Raw genomic sequence first — 18,328 nt, 5'->3', positions numbered from 1 at the left:
AGTTGCCGTATGTTCAGGCAAAAACCCGGTTCACGCTCCGGCGATGTGAGCGCTCCATCTTGGTGCAGCAAGGCACAGCCTGCCTGCTGGAGGCACTTGTGCAAGCTGTGGGGAAAGGGCACGTTCAACGCTGACCCTGAAAATCCCTATCAAGGCAGCGGATGGTGCAGCCGCGTCTGTCGCCGCTGTTATCTTGGCCTTTGTCGATCGCTGGGCAGCGGTTGATTTTCTTGCTTGCACCGGCCATGTGCCTTTCGAACCGTATTGGAGCGCGCCGTTGAAGGTCGTGTTGACACAGCCCAAGGTCCGAATGCTTGATGGAGACGATATCGGCAGGATCGCAAGGAGCATTAAAAGACGCGCCTTCAAGGGTGATCAGGATGACGTCATTCTCTTGCCCGAGCTGGTTGGGGAGGGCTACTCACCGGCGGACTACCACACGGCCGTTGCCGAGCTGGCGCGAGAGTTCGGCTGCCATGTTGTTGGTGGCAGCCAATTCGACAACCTCAGCGCGCTCCCCGTAAACCAAGGCATTGTTGTCGACCCCGGTGGCGCCGTTATTGCACGGTACCAGAAGGCTAATCCCTACGGCCGGGAGCGGAACATCTCCCAAGCGGGGGAACGCGCGGGAGCCAGCTTCAACATTGGTGGGGTGCAGTGTTTCGTCCTGGTTTGTGCCGATTTCTTTCATGTCGAGACTTACCGCCATCTTGAGACCCCGCCGGAAATCATCTTTGTTCCAGCCCTCTCGGTTAGCCGAAAAAGCACTCCCCACATGGCCCGGGCGCGCTGGAGACATGCCATGATTGCGCGCGCCTTCGAACAGGCCGCATATATCGCCGTCAGCGACTGGGCCTATCCGGTGCGCGGCGGTGGGGGCGAGCACCCAAGTTCGGGCGTGGCCGGCCTCGCCCATCCCGCCCCCCAAACCACCGCAGACCTCCTGAGCTTGCTTGGCCGCAGCCAGGTGCGCGTTTTCGACATCGATCTCGAAGCTGGCCGCTTGTTGCGAGCCGACCAAAGGTCCCGGGGCTTTGAGATCGCCGGGCTGCGACAGGAGCAACCATGAGCATTAGCGACAAGCAGATCCTGGTTATCGTTTCGGGCGGCATTGCCGCCTATAAGGCACCCGATCTTGTGCGCCGACTGAGAGAACGGGGCGCCAAGGTGCGCTGTGTGATGACGGAGGGCGCGCACAATTTCATCGCCCCAACTACCCTTGCGGCGGTAAGCGGCCAGCCGGTTGCTTCCGACCTCTTCGAGCCGGTCGCCGGAGCCGATGTCGGCCATATCCGAATTGCACGCGAGGCCGATCTCATTGTTGTCGCGCCCGCCACCGCCGATTTCATGGCCCGGATGGCGCTTGGCCTCGCCAACGACCTTGCAACGGCAATTTTGTTGGCGCGCGACAGTCCGGTCCTCGTTGCCCCAGCCATGAACCCAAAGATGTGGGACAACCCCGCCACCCGGCGCAATGTCGCGACACTCAAGGCCGACGGCGTGTTGTTTGTTGGGCCGGAGAGCGGGGAAATGGCGGAGTCTGGGGAAGCCGGGCTTGGCCGAATGGCAGAACCAATCAAAATACTCGAGGCTGCCCGACAAGCCCTCACGCCAAAACAGCAAAGGCTCGCCGGACTTTCCTTTCTCGTGACCTCGGGCCCGACCGAAGAACCGATCGATCCTGTGCGCTTCATCTCCAACCGGTCCTCGGGTAAGCAGGGCCATGCCATCGCGGCCGCCCTGGCGCGCGAAGGCGCTGGCGTCATGCTGGTTTCCGGCCCAACCACCATGCAGGACCCCAAAGGTGTAACGGTTATCAACGTCAAGACGGCAGCGGAAATGCTGGAGGCCGCCACCGGCGCTCTGCCGGTAGACGGCGCAGTCTTTGTCGCCGCGGTGGCCGACTGGCGGGCGGCAACAATTGCTTCCAGCAAGCTCAAGAAGCAGGGCGGCGACGACGAACAACTCTCTATTCAGCTCGTGCGCAACCCTGACATCCTCGCGACCATCGGCCACCATCATCAGAGGCCACAATTAGTCGTTGGGTTCGCCGCTGAAACCGATGACCTTATCAGCAATGCCCAGGCCAAACTGCGCTCCAAGGGCGCCGACTGGATCCTCGCCAATGACGTGTCATCCGCCGCTGGTGTGTTTGGCGGCGAGCTAAATCACATTCATCTTGTTGCCGCCGACGGGGTCACCGATCTTGGCGCCGGAACCAAACAGGATCTGGCCGATCGTATAATCGAGCGTGTCGCCCAATTCTTTGGTCGCGCTTGACGGTCCGCTTGCCGGGATGGGCAGACGTCGGTCTAGAAGCCTTCACTCTGTAACCAGGCGGTTACTTAGTGGTTGACAGAGGCTGCGGAGGAACAGCAATCTGGCGGGGTGATCACGGAAATATCCGGATCACGTGCACCTTGGGAGGAAATTCGATGAACAGACGAATGCTGTTTGTCTTGGCGAGCGGCGCGTCAGCGCTGATGCTGGGCACGTCCTTGACGGCCGCGCAGGAGTGGAAGCCCGATCGTCCAATCAATCTGATCGTGCCTTGGGGGGCTGGCGGCTCCACTGATCAGGTTACCCGGGTCACAGCTCCCATCTTGGCTGAGGCCCTGGGCGTTGAAGTTGTGGTCGTCAATCAGCCGGGCGCTTCTGGTGCGATTGGTACCCAAGAGGTGCTGAACGCCCCCCATGATGGCTATACCTGGACGGCAAACGCGATTGCCAACAACGCGACCTACTCGGTTTCGGGACTGCTCGAAGATACCGACATCGACGACTGGCATATCTACCTTTCCGTCGCCAATGTGCCGGTGGTCAGCGTTCCCGCTGATAGCGAATTCACCGATTTCGGCCAGTTGCTCGAAGCGCTTAAGACCCGGGGCCAGGAGATTACGGTTGCCACTGCAGGCATAACCTCGTCGGGGGGTACTGCTGTTGCCGCGCTCAGCGACGCTGCCGATTTTGAATACAACATGATCACCTATGATGGCGGTGGCCCCGCCGCCATTGCGACAGCATCGGGCGAAGCCATGGTGACCACGCAATTGGCCGTGGAGCAGACCGAGTTGATCCGAGGCGGTCGTCTCAAGGCTCTGGCCGTGTTGTCCGACCAGCCGCTGGTGCTGGAGGGTGTTGAGCCCATTCCGCCGATCACCAACTGGCTGCCGGAAATGGAACTGGCACCCGATTACTTCGGCATTTTCCTTCCTGCCGATTCGCCACCCGAAGTGCTGGCGACGCTGGACCGGATTTGGGAGGATAAGGTAATGACTTCGCCCGAACTGAAGTCCTATGCCGAAACCTTCGGCGCCGTGTTCGCCCCTTCTTACGGCCCCAAGGCGCGTGAACTGGCCATGCCTGTTGTTATTCTTGAGGCTTGTTCTTCAGTGGACCGGGGGGAGGCCGTCAACGATCCTTCGACCATCGGCATTGATTGCGCAACCCGCGCCGAAGTTGGCACGCCCTAGAGCATCGTGGCGGGTGGGAGCCCGCCACCTCCTCCCTCTTCGTCAGGCCGTCTCAAGAGTACCGCGATGGACACTACGAACACCCCCGGGGACGAAGCAATTCGCTCTCGCGCCGATCTCCTGACGGCCCTGGTGCTGCTCGCACTGGGGTTGGCCGTGATCTACCTATCTTGGACCATGCCGCGGCTCGAAGCGCGCCGGATCAATCCTGCGACGATCCCGGGGCTGGTTCCCCTTGTCTTGGGCGTCTTGCTGACACTGTGCAGCGCTCTGCTCGCGGTGCGCTCCTGGCGCATCAAGGCGCCTGGTGCATGGCAGGGACTTGCGGCACTACTGGTGACCCCCGAAGCGCGGCGCGTACTCGCGGTGATGGCCCTCGCCCTGTTTTACACCCTTATCCTCGTGGGTTGGTTGCCGTTCTGGGCGGCGTCCATGCTCTTCATCTTCAGCTTTATCGTGCTGTTCGAGGTCGTTCTGACCGATGCGCCAATGCCCCTGCTGCAAAGTGCGGTCTGGGCGCTCGGCATCGCGGTTGCGGGCGGCACCGGAATCTACCTCGTCTTTGCCCGCGTTTTTCTGGTGCGCTTGCCCTAGGATCTGTTCATGTTCGATGGATTGCTGCTGCTGGGGCAGGGGATTGGTCACTTCCTCAATCCCCAGTCCTTGTTCAATGTCGTGTGGGCTACGCTCCTCGGCCTCGTGATTGGCATCCTGCCGGGTCTGACCGCGACCATGGGCGTTGCCCTCCTTGTCACGCTCACCTACAAAATGGCACCCGATCAGGCGATCCTGACGCTGATGTGCGTTTATCTGGGTGCCATCTATGGCGGCAGCCGCACCGCCATCCTGCTCAATATTCCGGGGACGCCCGCCAATGCTGCCGCAGCGCTGGATGGTCACCCATTGGCTCTGCAAGGGAAGGCGGGGCTGGCGATGGGGCTTGCGACAACCTCCTCGACGCTGGGCACCCTGGTCGGCATCTTCTTCCTCGCCATCATCGCCCCGCTCCTGTCAGAGGCCGCGCTGAAGTTTGGCTCCTACGAGTATTTCTGGCTGGCGCTGTTCGGGGTGGTGATTTCGGGCCAAATGTCGGGTAGCGACACGCCGCTCAAGGGCTATATCGCCGGCATATTGGGCTTGCTCATTGCCATGATCGGCATGGAAACCCTGCATGCCCATCAGCGCTTTACCTTCGGTATCCAGGCGCTTGGCGGCGGCATTGACCTTATCCCCGCCATGGTCGGCGCCTTCGGCTTTGCTGAAATTCTTTCCGCGATGAAGCGGCGCGCGGTGGCCCAAATTGCCGCGGTCAATGACCGGGTCGTTCCTACCCTCGGGGAGGTGTTTCGCTATTGGCGCACGATCATTCGCTCGGGCTTGATCGGCACCTTTGTCGGCATCATCCCGGGCGTTGGTGAAGACGTTGGCTCCTGGACCTCCTATGCCGCCGCCAAGCGCGCCTCCAAGCATCCCGAGGAATTCGGCAAAGGTAGCCAGGAGGGCCTGATCGCCGCCGAAACCGGGGACAATGCCGTGGTTTCGGCTGCCATGATCCCGACCCTGACCCTGGCATTGCCCGGCTCGGCCGCGGCAGCGGTGCTGATCGCGGCCATGTATATCCACGACATCAGACCCGGCCCGATGCTGATGGTGGAGAACCCGGCTTTCCTTTACCAGGTGGTCGCCATGCTGCTGTTGGCCACCTTGGCCAATTTCATCTTCGGGCTATCGCTCACCAAGCTCTTCATCAAGGTCCTGATGGTGCCGCGGGAACGGCTGATGGCGGTGATCTATGTTCTCTGCGTGGTTGGCTCGTTCGCCATCACCCAACGCATGTTCGATGTCTATGTGATGCTGTGCTTTGGCATTGTCGGGTTCGTTTTGCGAGAGATGAAGTACCCCATGGCACCGCTGGTGCTCGGCATCATCTTGGGTGACTTGCTCGACCTCAATTTGCGCCGCGGCCTGCAATTGACCAATGGCGATCCCTCGCCATTTTTCACCCGCCCCATCAGTGTCGTCCTTTGCCTCGTGATCGTGATCACGATCATCATGTCGGTGCCGGCTGTGTCGAGGCGGGCGCGAGCGGTGTTGAAACGGCAAATGCCCTGATGGTCAGGCTACGGACCGGCCTTGTGCATCGAAGCGGTGCAGGTAAAGCGGGTTGGGGGTAACAAATACCGTCGTCTCGGGCGTAAAGGCTTGTTCGCCAAACAAGCGGACGGTGATCAGTCCCGCCGCCTCGCTTTCGAGGTAAAGATTGGTGTCGGCGCCCAGATGCTCCACGTGCATCACGCGGGTTGCAAGCTGCCCCTCGGTGGTGCTGACCGTCAGGTGCTCGGGCCGGATACCGATGGTGGCAGCGCCGGCGACACCCAGCTTTTCAGCCGGAATGAAGTTCATCTGCGGCGAACCGATAAAGCCAGCGACAAAGGTACTGGCGGGCTTGTTGTAAAGCTCCATGGGCGAGCCGACCTGCTCGATCCTGCCGGCGTTGAGCACGACGATCCGGTCCGCCAGCGTCATGGCCTCGACCTGGTCATGGGTGACATAGATCATGGTCGCCTGGAGCTGCCGATGCAGCCGGGCGATCTCAAGCCGCGTATTGACCCGCAGCGCGGCATCAAGATTGGAGAGGGGCTCGTCGAATAAAAAGAGCTTGGGCTTGCGCGTCAGCGCGCGGCCGATGGCGACACGCTGGCGCTGGCCACCCGAAAGCTCGGCGGGCCGCCGCTCGAGATAGGGCTCGAGCGACAGCATGCGGCTGGCTTCCGCCACCCGTGCTTCGATGTCGGCGGCCGGCTCGCCCGCCTGCTTCATCGCCAGCGCCATGTTGTTGCGCACCGTCAGGTGCGGATAGAGGGCATAGGTCTGGAACACCATGGCGATGCCGCGCTTGGCCGGCGGCAGGTTGTTGACCACTTTGCCGTCGATCTCGATCGCGCCCGAGCTGGCGTCCTCGAGCCCGGCGATCATGCGCAGAAGGGTGGACTTGCCACAGCCGGAAGGGCCGACAAAAACCACGAATTCCCCATCGCCCACTTCGAGGTCGACGCCGCGGATAACCTCGGTCGAGCCAAAGCTCTTGGTTACGGCATTGAGGCGCAGGCGGGTAGCAATGTCAGCCATGTCTGGTCCTAAAGGTCGATGGCGCGCATTTCGCGGGCGCTCTGGTCGGCGGCGAGGACGATCTCGAGCGAGCGCACCGCGTCTTCGTTATGCTTGGAGAGATTCATGTCCTCGCGGATGGCCCGCAGCATGAAGCGCTGCTCGCGTGCACAGAGCTCATCATGGCCGGGCTCATCTTCGGTGGACAGCCATTCATCGGCGCGCGCAAAGCTGCCATCGGCCTGCAGTTCGGCATGGTGGGTGCGGATGCGAGCCGTCTTGGTGTGGGTCGAATGGTCCGAGGAACGTGCACCTTCGTCCATGACGATCGACACCGCCCCCTTAGCCGAAATTACGTCTTTGACGAAAAACGCGGTTTCGCTGATCATCGGACCCCAGCCCGCTTCGTACCAGCCCACCGAGCCGTCATCGAACGCGACCTGCAGATGCCCGTAGTTGAATTGCTCGGGCGCGATCTCGTCGGTCAGCCGCACGCCCAATCCGCGCACCTGCACCGGCTTGGCATCGGTGATCTGGCACATGACATCGACATAATGCACGCCGCAGTCGACGATGGGCGAAGTGGACTCCATCAAGGTCTTGTGGACCTTCCAGAACGAGCCGGCCGATTGCTGGTTGAGGTTGAGCCGGAACACATAGGGCGGGCCCAGTTCACGCGCCTTGGCAATGAAGTCGATCCAGGACGGGTGGTGGCGCAGGATATAGCCGATAACGAGCTTGCGCTGGTGCTTCCTCGCCGTTTCCACCACGCGTCGGGCGTCTTCCACCGTGGCGGCGATCGGCTTTTCCAGAAACACATGGGCGCCTGCTTCCATCGCCGCGATGGCATAGGGGGCGTGGGTGTCGGTATAGGTGTTGATGGAAGCGAGATCTGGCTTGGTCGCCGCTAGCGCCTCATAGAAATCGGCGAAATGCGGATAGGCCTTGAGCTCTTCGGGCACTTTGCCGCTGCGGGTCACCACGCCCACGATCTCGAAACCGGGTTCATTGTGATAAGCCAGCGCATGGCTGCGCCCCATGGTTCCTAAGCCGGCAACAAGCACGCGAACAGGTTGATCGGTCATTTCACAGCACCCGAGGTAATCCCGCGGATCAGCTGGCGCGAGAAGATGAGATAAAGAACCAGAACCGGCAGGATCGCCAGCGACAGCGCCGCCAGCACTGCATTCCAGTTGGTGACATATTGCCCGATAAAGATCTGCGAGCCCAAGGTGATGGTCTTGGTCGCCTCGCCAGGCGCCAGGATCAGGGGGAACCACAGATCGTTCCAGATCGGGATCATGGTGAAGACGGCGACGGTCGCCATGGCCGGGCGCACCAGTGGCAGCACCAGGCGAAAGAAGATCTTGTATTCCGAAAGCCCGTCGATGCGGCCGGCATTCTTGAGGTCGTCGGACACCTGCCGCATGAATTCGGAGAGGATGAAGATCGCGAGCGGTAGCCCTTGGGCGGTATAAACGAGGATCAACGCCCAGTGCGTGTTGACCAGCCCACCCGCCACCATCAACTGCAGGATGGCGACGGTGCCCAGCCGGATCGGGATCATGATGCCGAGCGCGAGGTATAGCCCCATCAGCGTGTTGCCGCGGAAGCGGTATTCGGAGAGCGCAAAGGCGGCCATGGCGCCGAACAGCAGCACGAAAAACAGCGACGCGACCGTCACCAGCAAGCTGTTGGAGAAGTAGAGCAGGAAATTGCCCTGTCCAAGCGCGGTCTCGTAGCCGATCAGGGTGAAGGTTTCGGGCGTCGGCACTTCGAGGGGCGAGTTGAAGATCGCGCGCTTGGACTTGAACGAGTTGACGATGATCAGGAACACGGGGAACAGCGCGATCACCGTATAGGTAATGAGGACGGCATGGGCCGCGATCTGGCTGCGGAGGGACGTGCGGGTCTGGGCCATCAGAACTGGTACCGGCGCATGCGGCGCTGGATGCCGAAGAGATAAACGGCAACGCCGGCCAGGATGATGAAGAACATCAGCGTTGCGATGGTGGCGCCAAGATGCCGGTCGCCCAGCTGGGTCTGGAAGCCAAAGAAGGTGCGATAGAGCAGCGTGCCCAGGATGTCAGTCGATCCATCCGGCCCGGCAATGGCGCCCTGGACGGCATAGATCAGGTCGAACGCATTGAAATTGCCGACAAAGGTCAGGATCGAGATGATGCCGATGGTCGGCAGGATCAGCGGCAGCTGGATCTTGAAGAACTGCGAAAAGCCGGTGACGCCATCGATCTCGGCAGCTTCGATGACGTCATCGGGGATGGACAGCAGCGCGGCATAGATCAGCATCATGGGAATGCCGACATATTGCCAGACCGAGATCAGCGACACGGTGATGAGAGCCGATTGTGCCTGCCCGAGCCAGGGGGCGAACAGATGCTTGAGCCCGACCAGATCGAGCAGATAGGGCGAAACGCCCCAGAGCGGGGACAGGATCAGCTTCCAGATAAAGCCGATGATCACGAAGGACAGGATGGTCGGCACGAAAATGGCGGTGCGGTAAAAGCCGCGCAGCCTCAGGCCGGGCATGGACAGCAGCGCCGCCAGCAGGATGCCGATGGGGTTCTGGACCAGCATATGGATGGCAAAAAAGATGAAGTTGTTGGAAAGCGCGTTCCAGAAACTCGCGGCCAGCCGCGGATCACCCAGCAGGCGGGCAAAATTGTCGAGTCCAACGAAACGCTGCCCCTCTGGACCCGCCACAAAGAGCGAGAGCCGGAGCGTTTCGAGCAGCGGGTAAATCATCACCACCGTGTAGACCAGCAGGGCCGGCGCCAGAAACACCAGGATGTGCCAGCGCCGTGGCTTGGACGCGGCGGCAATGGGCGGGGAGGGGGCGTCGACGGTCATGCTGTTCCAGTGCGGCCGGGGGCGGCGAGCAAAAAGGGCTGCAAAGGATCAAGCCTCCGCAGCCCCATGGTCATAGGCGCTTAGTTGGACTGCTGCGGCTCATACCAGGAGGCGAGGCCATCCTGGGTGATCTTGGCAGCATCTTCCGGAGTGGTGGTGCCGTTAATCACATTGGCCGATTCACGCCAGGTCTCGATGTCGAGATTGGGCTCGCCGCGGCCCAAAATGGCGGCTGGGTGGCGAATGGTGGTCTCGCAATCCTCGCGCCAGGAGACGAATTCCTGGGCCAGTTCGTTCTCGAGCGGCACGGCCGCCGAGTTCAGGCTGAAAAAGCCGGGCGAAGCATTGGCATAGATCTCGGCGAACTCGGTGGAAGCAACCCAGGACAGGAAGGTGCGCGCAGCTTCCGCATTGGGGGAAGCTGCATTAAGCCCCAAACCAATATCGTTGTGATCCGAGATGTAGCAGGTGTCGCCGGCATTCTTGACCGGCGGCTTGAAGGCGCCCATCTCGAAATCGACCTGCGGCTCGAAGACCGAGATCTCCCAGGAGCCTGCGGGGAAGATCGCGGCGCGGCCGAGGGTGAACAGGTTCTGGCTATCGGGATAGGTCTGGGCTTCAAAGCCGTCCCCCAGATAGTCGCTCCAGCGGGCGAGGGTCGTGTAGGGCTCGACCCATTGCGGATCGGTCAGCTTCTGCTCGCCCGCGATGAGCGCCAGGCGGCCTTCCTCGCCTTTGTAGGCATTGGGGGCGATGTTGTAGTAGCCCATGGTGGCCGCTTCCCACTGGTCCTTGGTGCCCATGGCCAGGGGAGTATAGGTGCCATCTTCCTTGATGGCGTCGAGCACGGCAAAGAACTCGTCTTCCGTCGCTGGCACTTCAAGGCCCAGCTCGGCAAAGATGTCCTTGTTGTAGATAAAGCCATGGATCACCGAAGCCATGGGCACGCAAAAGGTCGTGGCGCCATCATCGGTAGTCCAGGCAGACTTGGCGACATCGGAGAAATTCTCGATGCCGGGCAGGTCATTAAGCGGGGCCAGATAGCCCTGGGTGAACTGGGCGAGCGCCAGATCGAAGGGGCGGCAGGTGATGAGATCGCCGGCAGTGCCTGCTTCGAGCTTGGCGCCAACAGCCGAATTGTATTCGGTCGGGCCCAGCGGCGCGAACTCGACATTGATCTCGGGATGAGCGGACTCAAAGGCTGGGATGATCTTCTCGTTCCAGATGGGCAGATCGTCGTTGCGCCAGCTTTCGATGGTCAGCGTGGTTTGCTGGGCGAAAGCCAGCCCCGACGAGCCCAGGAAAGTGGATGCCAGCAGCAGTCCCGTTACAATTCGCTTCATCTTGGTGGTCTCCCGGTCGCGCCCATATTGGGCAGCTTATTATTGCGGTGTGGGCGGCAGAGCGCAGCTAAGCTGCCCCGCTGCCTGTAAGTTTTACTTCATCAGGCCCAATCGGCGCGGTCAATCCAATCTCTCGAGCCCGCCACTATTTGCCCAGCTTGACGCGAGTTTACGCTCTAACCCCGATGGCGCTCCACCAGCGTGGCAAGCCGCTGGACGGCAGCGACCGACGCGGCATGATCCTGGGAGAAGTTCAGCCGGATGCTGGCACCCGAATGGGGGCTGAACTCGGTGCCGGGTGTCACGGTCACACCGGCCAGCACGCGCAGCGCGGTCACGAACTGCGCCGGCTCGATGCTCAGTTCGGGCAATTGCGGGAAGAGGTAACTGCCCGCTTCGGGCGTGCGGACAAAGCAGCCTTCGATGGAGCGGAACTGCTCCACCAGATCGTCGCGGATGGCCTGGTGCTGGGCGATGCGGTCGTCCATCCAGCCGGCGGGCTCATCAAACCAGCTGCGCAGCACGGCCTGGTTGTAGCCGGCGGCGCGCAGGGACACGATCGCCTGCAGCTTTTCCATGCGCTCGATGATTTCGCTTGAGCCAAAGGCGACGCCCAGGCGATAGCCGCTGAGGGATTCGGTCTTGGATGGCCCCATGATGGTGACGACGTTCTCGGCGTCGACCGCGCCTGCGCGCAGATGGGTATAGGCGACGCCCTTATAAAGCAGCCGCGAATAAAGCTGATCCACGATCACGCTGGCGCCATAGCGTGTGGCGAGGGCGGCGATGCTGGCGATCTCGTCGCTCGAATAAACGACACCGGTGGGGTTGTTGGGGTTGGAAAAGAGAAACAGCTTGGCGCCGGCCTGGAAGGCGGCTTCCAGCTGGTCGAGATCCAGTCCGGCCTGTCCGGCTGGCGCTTGCCGATAGCCAAGCTGCACGGGCACCATTTCGCCCTCGAAGAACTCAACGAGCTTGCGATTGGCGAAGTAATCGGGCTGCACGATCGCGACCTTGTCGCCGCGCACCATGGTGGCCGCGACCGCAAGGAAGAGCGCGCCCTGGGTGCCGGGGGTGATGATCAGGCCATCGCGGGTATCGACCGGCGCGCCGGTAAAGGCGGCGAGGCGGGCAGCCACTGCGTCGCGGATCTCGCCAGAGCCGCGATATTCCGTATAGGCCTGCGCTCCGCCCTTGGCGACGCCGGCGTTGAAGAGATCGAGAGCACCGGGCGTGGGCTCATGGGCGTCCACATCGCCATGCGAAAAATCGACGGGCGTGCCCGCGAGCTTCTCGCCGCTCAGAAAGCTCTCGGTGCCGGCAATTGCCTGCCGGGTTTCCTGGCCGGGGGCATTCTGGGTGCCTAGTTTGCTGAACTTGCTGTGGATCGACATTCAACGTCCTTTATTCTCAACCGAACGGCATTTGATGGGGCATCCTGGAAGGGGAAGACTGAGCTCCAGGGGCTCGGGAGGCAGTTAAATCCGAGTTAGTCCTTGCTCGCCAGCCACTAGACCAAGGCCACGCCTGTGCCCCCGAGGATACGCCGAAGCGAGCCAACAGCGGAGAGCGGCGTGTAGGATCCCGTCACCCCACCCAAGGAGCGCGAGGATACGCCAAGATCCCAGTCGAAGCCCTCGCCGGTGACTTCGATGCGATGCTGATTGGTGGCGAGGCCTGGTTCCGCAATAATCCGGCTGGTCGTCTGGTCAAAACCGATCCCCGCCAGGGCAATGGCGGCGTGAACATTGACGTTGCGCGGAAACAGCCCGCAGGCTTCGCGCACAGATCCCTCGAACACCAGGCCCTCCGTTTCCGGATCGAGCCCAAGGCTCTTGCCGCTCTTGGTCGTTGTGATGGTAACGCGTTCAATGAGGTCGCGCCCATCGGCAATGCCGTCGAGCCCCAGAACCGCGCCATGGGGCACAAAGAACCGGCGCCCCGATTGTGCCGCCGCAGCGCGGACAGCCCGGTCGGTCTCGGCATCGGCCAGCGCCGAGCAGCTGAAGGCGCAAAAATCGGCTCGCTCGAGCCAGCCTGGCGCCAGCGCAGCAACCAGGGCTGGCGTTGCCGCCTCGAGCACCAGGTCGGCATCCCGCTCAATTGCCGCGGAGGGATCGGTCACAACCACGCTGGGGTCCACATCGAGGCCCTGCAGTTTGCCCGCATCTCGCACCAAGACAAATGCCAGTTCAACATCGGGCATGGCGGCGATGGCACGCAACAGCGACTGCCCGATTGCTCCCGCACCAATCAGGCCGATTTTCTTGGGCTGGTAGATTTGCTCACCTCGGTTCTGGCTTGTTCCAGCCGGCATACTATTGCGGGCGCGTGCTTGGCAATCGAGCGTGTAGCTTCTTCTTGTCGGTATATCGGCTTTCACTAAGGCAAGGGCTGGAATGGCACAGATTTGTCTGTGCCGGCGACGATTTTGCGCGGAGCCGGATCAGCCGATTGGCGTTATTACGGTAACCACGAGGTTTACCATGAGCATTACGCAGGAAAAATTCACTGGCCGATGGCTGCATCACGGCGACTGGCACGGCAGGGAGTTCAGCCACGAACTGGCCGAATACGACCATGACGAAAGCCCGGGCGCTACGGGCGCGACGCCGATGCGGCACGCCCAGATCGAGCGCGAAGGCAAGCAGATTGGGGTCTGGGTGCCCGCCAGCTGGAGTGACGATCAGGCTCGCGAAGCGCTGGAAAGCAACTGGTAGGGCTCGGGCATATCGAGCGGGGATGCCCGGCCACGCGAGGGGGGCCGGGCATGGGACGTGTTTAGCGGGCCTCTGAGCCAGAGCCCAGGGTAGCGTCTTGAGGGCGAGCAGAACTGTTTCCCAGCATCAAATCGGCTTGCTCGAGGCAGGCCTGCAATTCGCCGCTGCCATTCGCGACCAGATGCGCGCCCGCTTCGCGTAGCACTTCAGCCCGCTTGCCGCGGGGATCGCGCAAATCCACAAAGCCGATGGCGATCATGCCAGCGGCAAGGGCGCCCTCCACGCCATGGGGGCTGTCATCGATCATCACGCAGCGGCGCGGATCGGCCCCCATTTCAGCGGCGCAGTGCAGCATCAGGTCCGGTGCTGGCTTGGGGTGGGCAACGTGGTCGGCGCTGAACACATGACCATGAAAGGCCTTCCAGAGCCCGACGCGCCCAAGGCTGCGAGTCAGCCGGTAGAGCGAGCTGTTGGAGGCCACGCAGATCGGGCGGTTGAGGCGTGTCACCACATCGGCAATGCCCTCGATCTCTTCGACGGCTTCAAAGCCCTTGTAAAGGCGCTTGCCCCAGGCGGTGAACAGCGCGTCGAGATCCGTGACGCCGAGCTTTTCAGTCAGATAAGCCTTGGTGTCCCGCTCGGAATTGCCGGTAAAAGTCACATGCGCTTCGGTTTGCGTCATGGGAAAGCCCGCATCGGTAAGGGCTTCGGCCATGGTGCGGCTGGCAATGATCTCGCTGTCGATCAACACTCCATCGCAATCGAAGATCACGAGGTCGGTGTTGTGCAAGATGATGGGGTCGGCCGCGGCCCTATCCGTATCGAGTATTGAATCAGCCACGAAGCTTTTCCTTTACGGAAACGGCGAGATCGGGAACATCGGAGGTGATGGAAAACACGGGCTGCTGCAGCCAGTATTCGATACTTTCCGCATCGTTGCACATCCATACCGCCCACCGGTTCATCGGCACGATGGACTTCACCAGATCAAGATTTTCGAGCAGGACGCTGCGTTCCACCGCGACGATCTCGACGAGTTCGCCGAGCATGGTGAGCGCGGCCGGCAGCCCGCCCAGGCGCTCGGCCGAGTGCCGGTCAATCGAAGCAAGGCGCCGCCCATTGGGCACCGCTGCACGGATGTCGCGCAGCACATCGGGATCAAAGCTCGTGAGCACCGCCCGATCCCCGAAGTTGAAGCGCTCCATCTCGGCGAGCACGGCGGGCACAATGCCCGGATAGGGCTTGTGGTCGTGATCCGATTTGAGCTCGATATGGAGTTCGAGCGTGCTATCGGCGAACTGTTCGAGCACGTCGCGGAAAGTCGGGATGTGCTCGTTGTCGCTGTCGCGCAAGATGACGTTCTTGCGTCCATCCACCGGCAGATCGGCCACAAGACCGGTGCCCAGCGTCGTGCGCTCGAGCGTGGCGTCATGGATGCACAGGAGCTCGCCCGCCTTGGTCAGGTGGATATCGAACTCCACGGCATCGACGCCGAGCGCGCGCACCTTCTCGAAGCCGCCCAGGCTGTTTTCTGGCCACACGTTGCGACCGCCGCGGTGACCGACGATTTGAACCACTTCAGATACCCTCTTGGTTGAAGCTTACTTGCCGGAATCGACAAGTCCTTTGGTGAACAGGCCCTGCATCGCCAGGATGATGACGGCTGGGGGCAGCATGACGAAGAACGCGGCGGCCATGGCCAAATTCCAGGCCGGTTCCGCATCGGCAACGGGCACCAATTGCTTGAGGCCCAGCACGGCAGTGGCCATGCTCTTGTCGGTCGTAAAGAGGAGGGGCCAGAGATACTGGTTCCACCCGAAGATGAAGAGGATGATCGCCAGCGCCCCGATATTGGCCTTGGAGAGCGGCAGCAGGATATCCCAGAAGAACCGCATGGGTCCCGCCTTGTCGAGGCGCGCCGCTTCGCAGAGCTCCTCGGGCACGGTGAGAAAGAACTGGCGGAACAGGAACACCGCCGAAGCCGAGGCAATCAGGGGTAGGATCAGGCCCTGATAGGTGTTGACGAGGCTCCAGTTGAGCGCGGTCTCGACCCGATAACCGGTCAGGGAGGCGATCAACTCGGACAGGCCCGAAATATCGACCACCCAGCGCAGGGGCCCTGCCACGTCGGCAACGGCCTCATAGGTGGGGATGATGCGCACTTCCACGGGCAGCATCAGGGACACAAAGATCAGCCAGAACGCCGTCATCCGGAACGGGAAGCGGAAGTAAACGATGGCAAAGGCCGCCAACAGCGAGATGGCGAGCTTGCCGATCACGATGCCGCAGGTGACGATGATCGAGTTGAGGAACAGCCGGCCGAAATTGCCCTCGTTCCAGGCCTGCGCGACATTGTCAAAGAAGTGCAGCCCCGGCAGTACCGGGAAGGGGGATTGCTGCACTTCCTGGAGCGTGTGCGAACTGGCCACAAAGGCGAAGTAAAGCGGCAAGCAGACCAGCAGGGCACCAAAGATCAGGATGCCATGGCAGACAATGGTGAGGGTCCGGTTCTGGATCATGCTCAGACCCCATAATTGACTTTGCGCTCAAGGGCGCGGAACTGCAGGACGGTGAAGGCAATCGCCACGATCATCAGCACCACCGACTGGGCGGCCGATGAACCCAGGTTCAGCTGCACAAAGCCTTCCTGGTAGACCTTGTAGACCAGGATATTGGTGGCTGCTGCCGGACCGCCTCTGGTAACCGCATCGACAATGCCGAAGGTCTCGAACATCGCGTAAACGAAGTTCATGACGATCAGGAAGAAGATGGTTGGCGTCACCAGCGGCAGCGACACGGTGAAGAACCGGCGCAAGGGCTTGGCGCCATCGAGCGTGGCCGCTTCAAGCAGGGAGGTAGGGACGGCCAGCAAGGCGGCGGCCAGGAAAATATAATTGTAGCAGATGTGCTTCCACACGGCCGCGATGATCAGCAGCGTCTGGGCATCGGCCGGACGGCGATTGGGGTCCCACGGGATGCCGAGGGAGTGGAGGAACTGCGCGATGGGGCCAACTGCCGGATTGAACAGGAAGGCCCAAAGGACGCCCGAGATCACGGGGGCAATGGCATAGGGGAGCAGGATGATGCTCTTGTAGATGCCCTTGCCGCGCACCACGAAATCGGTGGCGAAAGCAAAGATGCCCGCAAACAGGAGCGTCGCGACGCTCGTCACCACGGTGAAAAACACGGTGAAGGAGGCGCTGGCGCGATATTCGGCGCTGGAAAACAGCTGGGTGAAGTTGGAAAGGCCCACCCACATGGTGTTGCCGCCAAACGGATCCACCTGCACAAAGGCCAGCGAAAGCGCCTTGTAGGACGGGATAAAGAAGAAAAACAGCAGGATCAGCAGCTGCGGCGCCAGCAGCGCGGCAGCCAGGCCAGGGCGCTTGAAATGGTTGGCTTTGAGCCCGGCATCGGACGGACGCAGGAGCCCTGCCACCATGCCGCGCAGGTCAAAGCTGGGGGAGCGCCCGGAGGCGCTCCCTGCTAGAATGACGTCTTCACTTGTTGGCATTGAGCTGCTCGAACTGACGCAGGACCTCGTTGCCGCGAGCAACGGACTTGTCCAATGCTTCCTGGGGAGTCTGCTGACCCGTCCAGACGCCCTGGATTTCCTGGTTCATGATCTCGAAGATCTGGTTGTGGTTGCCAAAGCGGAAGCCGCGCGAGTTTTCGGTCGGGGTGCCGCGGTTGAGCTGGAGAATGGCAATTTCGCGCGTCGGATGCTCGTCGTAGTAGCCGTCCGCCTTGAACTTGTCATAGGCCTGGTTGGTCACGGGCACATAGCCGGTCGCACCAGCCCACCAGGTCTGGATTTCCGGAGAGGCCACGAAGTTCAGGAACGCTGCGGCGCCCTTGTATTCTTCTTCGCTCTTGTTGGCCAAAACCCAGAGTGCGCCGCCACCGATGGTGCTGTTCTTGGGCTCAACACCTTCTTCGTGGGGGAGATAAGTGGCACCCCAGTTGAACTGCGCGCCCGCTTCCACGCCGGCATGCGCGGCGGTGGAGGCAGTGATGGTGGAGCACTTGCCCGAAATAAACAGCTCCTCGGGGTTGAGGCCTTGGCCGGCGATCTGGAGGACGCCGTCATCCATCCACTTGTCCAGGCGCTCGAGCTGGCCGACGACCAGTGGGCTCTTGTTGAAGGTGAACTCGGTTGCCAGCCCATCAAAGCCATTGGCAAGCGTGCCATATTGCTGGTCGTGCATGGCCGAATAGTTCTCGATCAGGCTCCAGACAAAGTCGCGCGCCAAGGCCATGGAGCAATCATTGATGCCCTGCTCCTTGATCGCATAAAGCTGCTGCTCGACTTCCTGCCAGGTTTCGCCCGGTGCATCAAAGCCGGCGGCCTTGAAGTGGTCCGCATTGTACCAGAACACTGGGGTGGAGGAGTTGAACGGCATCGCTGCCGGCTTGCCATCCTGGAAATAGTATTCGGCGACAGGGGCAACGAAATTGCTCCAGTCGATGTCATAGCCCTGCTCTTCCATCAGCTCAGGCACCGGCTTGGTGGCGCCGGAATGGATCATGGTCAGGAAGGTGCGCTCTGAGGTCTGCGACAGCACGGGGTGCTGCTTGACGCGATAAGCCGCGATCATGACAGCCATGGCTTCTTCGTAGTTGCCCTTGTTGGTGGCAACCAGCTGAAACTCGTCCTGGGAATCGTTGAACTTGGTGACGAGCTCGTCGACGATGGGCGTCAGGCGCCCACCCAGTGCATGCCACCACTCTATGGTGATGCGATCCTGAGCCATGGCGGGAGCGGTCAGCGCCAGAACCGACACCGAAGCGGTCACGAGGCCCGCAGCAGCGTTGA

18 protein-coding genes are annotated in these 18,328 nt (G+C 61.5%); 6 read left to right on the top strand and 12 right to left on the bottom strand.

What is annotated here, in order from left to right:
• Positions 1-193: 193 nt before the first annotated feature.
• The 5 genes from HRQ64_RS17095 (at position 194) to HRQ64_RS17075 (ending at position 5,585) form a co-directional block, all read left to right on the top strand.
• Positions 194-1,069, top strand: coding sequence for a carbon-nitrogen hydrolase family protein (locus tag HRQ64_RS17095; RefSeq protein WP_172124599.1), 876 nt, complete (start codon positions 194-196; stop codon positions 1,067-1,069).
• Positions 1,066-2,280 (top strand): bifunctional phosphopantothenoylcysteine decarboxylase/phosphopantothenate--cysteine ligase CoaBC, encoded by a 1,215-nt coding sequence (gene coaBC / locus HRQ64_RS17090; protein WP_172124597.1) that lies wholly within the window; start codon positions 1,066-1,068, stop codon positions 2,278-2,280. The genes HRQ64_RS17095 and coaBC overlap by 4 nt, the downstream gene beginning before the upstream one ends.
• Positions 2,281-2,435: 155 nt before the next feature.
• Positions 2,436-3,473 carry a tripartite tricarboxylate transporter substrate binding protein gene (locus HRQ64_RS17085; RefSeq protein ID WP_248305136.1) on the top strand — a complete coding sequence of 346 codons (1,038 nt, stop codon included), beginning with the start codon at positions 2,436-2,438 and terminating at the stop codon, positions 3,471-3,473.
• Between the two features lie 66 nt (positions 3,474-3,539).
• Entirely contained in the window at positions 3,540-4,067 is a 528-nt protein-coding gene (locus HRQ64_RS17080; RefSeq protein WP_172124595.1) for a tripartite tricarboxylate transporter TctB family protein, read from the top strand.
• A 9-nt stretch (positions 4,068-4,076) separates the two neighbouring features.
• On the top strand, positions 4,077-5,585 hold the full coding sequence (locus HRQ64_RS17075) for a tripartite tricarboxylate transporter permease (protein ID WP_172124593.1): 1,509 nt from the start codon (positions 4,077-4,079) through the stop codon (positions 5,583-5,585).
• Between the two features lie 3 nt (positions 5,586-5,588).
• On the opposite strand, the gene ugpC is transcribed toward HRQ64_RS17075, so the two are convergent.
• From ugpC to HRQ64_RS17040, 7 genes are all read right to left on the bottom strand, one after another.
• Positions 5,589-6,602, bottom strand: a complete 1,014-nt coding sequence (gene ugpC / locus HRQ64_RS17070; RefSeq protein WP_172124591.1) for a sn-glycerol-3-phosphate ABC transporter ATP-binding protein UgpC — start codon at positions 6,600-6,602, stop codon at positions 5,589-5,591.
• Positions 6,603-6,610: 8 nt separating this feature from the next.
• Positions 6,611-7,666 (bottom strand): Gfo/Idh/MocA family oxidoreductase, encoded by a 1,056-nt coding sequence (locus HRQ64_RS17065; RefSeq protein WP_172124589.1) that lies wholly within the window; start codon positions 7,664-7,666, stop codon positions 6,611-6,613.
• Entirely contained in the window at positions 7,663-8,502 is an 840-nt protein-coding gene (locus tag HRQ64_RS17060) for a carbohydrate ABC transporter permease (RefSeq protein WP_172124587.1), read from the bottom strand. The genes HRQ64_RS17065 and HRQ64_RS17060 overlap by 4 nt, the downstream gene beginning before the upstream one ends.
• A complete protein-coding gene (locus tag HRQ64_RS17055; protein ID WP_172124585.1) occupies positions 8,502-9,449 on the bottom strand; it encodes a sugar ABC transporter permease in 948 nt (315 codons plus the stop codon). The genes HRQ64_RS17060 and HRQ64_RS17055 overlap by 1 nt, the downstream gene beginning before the upstream one ends.
• A gap of 80 nt (positions 9,450-9,529) precedes the next feature.
• On the bottom strand, positions 9,530-10,792 hold the full coding sequence (locus HRQ64_RS17050; RefSeq protein WP_172124583.1) for an ABC transporter substrate-binding protein: 1,263 nt from the start codon (positions 10,790-10,792) through the stop codon (positions 9,530-9,532).
• 176 nt (positions 10,793-10,968) lie between these two features.
• Positions 10,969-12,186, bottom strand: a complete 1,218-nt coding sequence (locus HRQ64_RS17045) for a pyridoxal phosphate-dependent aminotransferase (RefSeq protein ID WP_172124581.1) — start codon at positions 12,184-12,186, stop codon at positions 10,969-10,971.
• A 116-nt stretch (positions 12,187-12,302) separates the two neighbouring features.
• Positions 12,303-13,109: an aspartate dehydrogenase domain-containing protein gene (locus HRQ64_RS17040; RefSeq protein WP_172124579.1), complete on the bottom strand. Its 807-nt coding sequence runs from the start codon at positions 13,107-13,109 to the stop codon at positions 12,303-12,305.
• Positions 13,110-13,278: 169 nt separating this feature from the next.
• On the opposite strand from HRQ64_RS17040, the gene HRQ64_RS17035 reads away from it, so the two are divergent.
• Positions 13,279-13,512 carry a hypothetical protein gene (locus HRQ64_RS17035; RefSeq protein ID WP_172124577.1) on the top strand — a complete coding sequence of 78 codons (234 nt, stop codon included), beginning with the start codon at positions 13,279-13,281 and terminating at the stop codon, positions 13,510-13,512.
• A 61-nt stretch (positions 13,513-13,573) separates the two neighbouring features.
• On the opposite strand, the gene HRQ64_RS17030 is transcribed toward HRQ64_RS17035, so the two are convergent.
• The 5 genes from HRQ64_RS17030 to HRQ64_RS17010 are packed head-to-tail and all read right to left on the bottom strand — an operon-like array spanning position 13,574 to position 18,266.
• A complete protein-coding gene (locus HRQ64_RS17030; RefSeq protein ID WP_349236724.1) occupies positions 13,574-14,353 on the bottom strand; it encodes an HAD family hydrolase in 780 nt (259 codons plus the stop codon).
• On the bottom strand, positions 14,346-15,089 hold the full coding sequence (locus HRQ64_RS17025; protein WP_172124575.1) for a glycerophosphodiester phosphodiesterase family protein: 744 nt from the start codon (positions 15,087-15,089) through the stop codon (positions 14,346-14,348). Before HRQ64_RS17025 ends, HRQ64_RS17030 begins: the two co-directional genes overlap by 8 nt.
• 24 nt (positions 15,090-15,113) lie before the next feature.
• Positions 15,114-16,031, bottom strand: a complete 918-nt coding sequence (locus HRQ64_RS17020; RefSeq protein WP_172124573.1) for an ABC transporter permease subunit — start codon at positions 16,029-16,031, stop codon at positions 15,114-15,116.
• A 2-nt stretch (positions 16,032-16,033) separates the two neighbouring features.
• Positions 16,034-16,954, bottom strand: coding sequence for an ABC transporter permease subunit (locus HRQ64_RS17015; RefSeq protein WP_172125138.1), 921 nt, complete (start codon positions 16,952-16,954; stop codon positions 16,034-16,036).
• Between the two features lie 58 nt (positions 16,955-17,012).
• A complete protein-coding gene (locus tag HRQ64_RS17010; protein ID WP_248308264.1) occupies positions 17,013-18,266 on the bottom strand; it encodes an extracellular solute-binding protein in 1,254 nt (417 codons plus the stop codon).
• Between the last annotated feature and the right edge of the window lie 62 nt (positions 18,267-18,328).

The organism is Devosia sp. 919 (assembly GCF_013185965.1).
Classification (GTDB): domain Bacteria; phylum Pseudomonadota; class Alphaproteobacteria; order Rhizobiales; family Devosiaceae; genus Devosia.
This window is presented reverse-complemented; position numbering and strand designations above follow the sequence as displayed.

Coding starts and splice junctions, on each gene's coding strand:
- HRQ64_RS17055 (WP_172124585.1), bottom strand. CDS start 9,449: ATGACCGTCGACGCCCCCTCCCCGCCCATTGCCGCCGCGTCCAAGCCA.
- HRQ64_RS17020 (WP_172124573.1), bottom strand. CDS start 16,031: ATGATCCAGAACCGGACCCTCACCATTGTCTGCCATGGCATCCTGATC.
- coaBC (WP_172124597.1), top strand. CDS start 1,066: ATGAGCATTAGCGACAAGCAGATCCTGGTTATCGTTTCGGGCGGCATT.
- HRQ64_RS17040 (WP_172124579.1), bottom strand. CDS start 13,109: ATGCCGGCTGGAACAAGCCAGAACCGAGGTGAGCAAATCTACCAGCCC.
- HRQ64_RS17015 (WP_172125138.1), bottom strand. CDS start 16,954: ATGGTGGCAGGGCTCCTGCGTCCGTCCGATGCCGGGCTCAAAGCCAAC.
- HRQ64_RS17050 (WP_172124583.1), bottom strand. CDS start 10,792: ATGAAGCGAATTGTAACGGGACTGCTGCTGGCATCCACTTTCCTGGGC.
- ugpC (WP_172124591.1), bottom strand. CDS start 6,602: ATGGCTGACATTGCTACCCGCCTGCGCCTCAATGCCGTAACCAAGAGC.
- HRQ64_RS17075 (WP_172124593.1), top strand. CDS start 4,077: ATGTTCGATGGATTGCTGCTGCTGGGGCAGGGGATTGGTCACTTCCTC.
- HRQ64_RS17065 (WP_172124589.1), bottom strand. CDS start 7,666: ATGACCGATCAACCTGTTCGCGTGCTTGTTGCCGGCTTAGGAACCATG.
- HRQ64_RS17060 (WP_172124587.1), bottom strand. CDS start 8,502: ATGGCCCAGACCCGCACGTCCCTCCGCAGCCAGATCGCGGCCCATGCC.
- HRQ64_RS17035 (WP_172124577.1), top strand. CDS start 13,279: ATGAGCATTACGCAGGAAAAATTCACTGGCCGATGGCTGCATCACGGC.
- HRQ64_RS17010 (WP_248308264.1), bottom strand. CDS start 18,266: ATGGCTCAGGATCGCATCACCATAGAGTGGTGGCATGCACTGGGTGGG.
- HRQ64_RS17085 (WP_248305136.1), top strand. CDS start 2,436: ATGAACAGACGAATGCTGTTTGTCTTGGCGAGCGGCGCGTCAGCGCTG.
- HRQ64_RS17045 (WP_172124581.1), bottom strand. CDS start 12,186: ATGTCGATCCACAGCAAGTTCAGCAAACTAGGCACCCAGAATGCCCCC.
- HRQ64_RS17080 (WP_172124595.1), top strand. CDS start 3,540: ATGGACACTACGAACACCCCCGGGGACGAAGCAATTCGCTCTCGCGCC.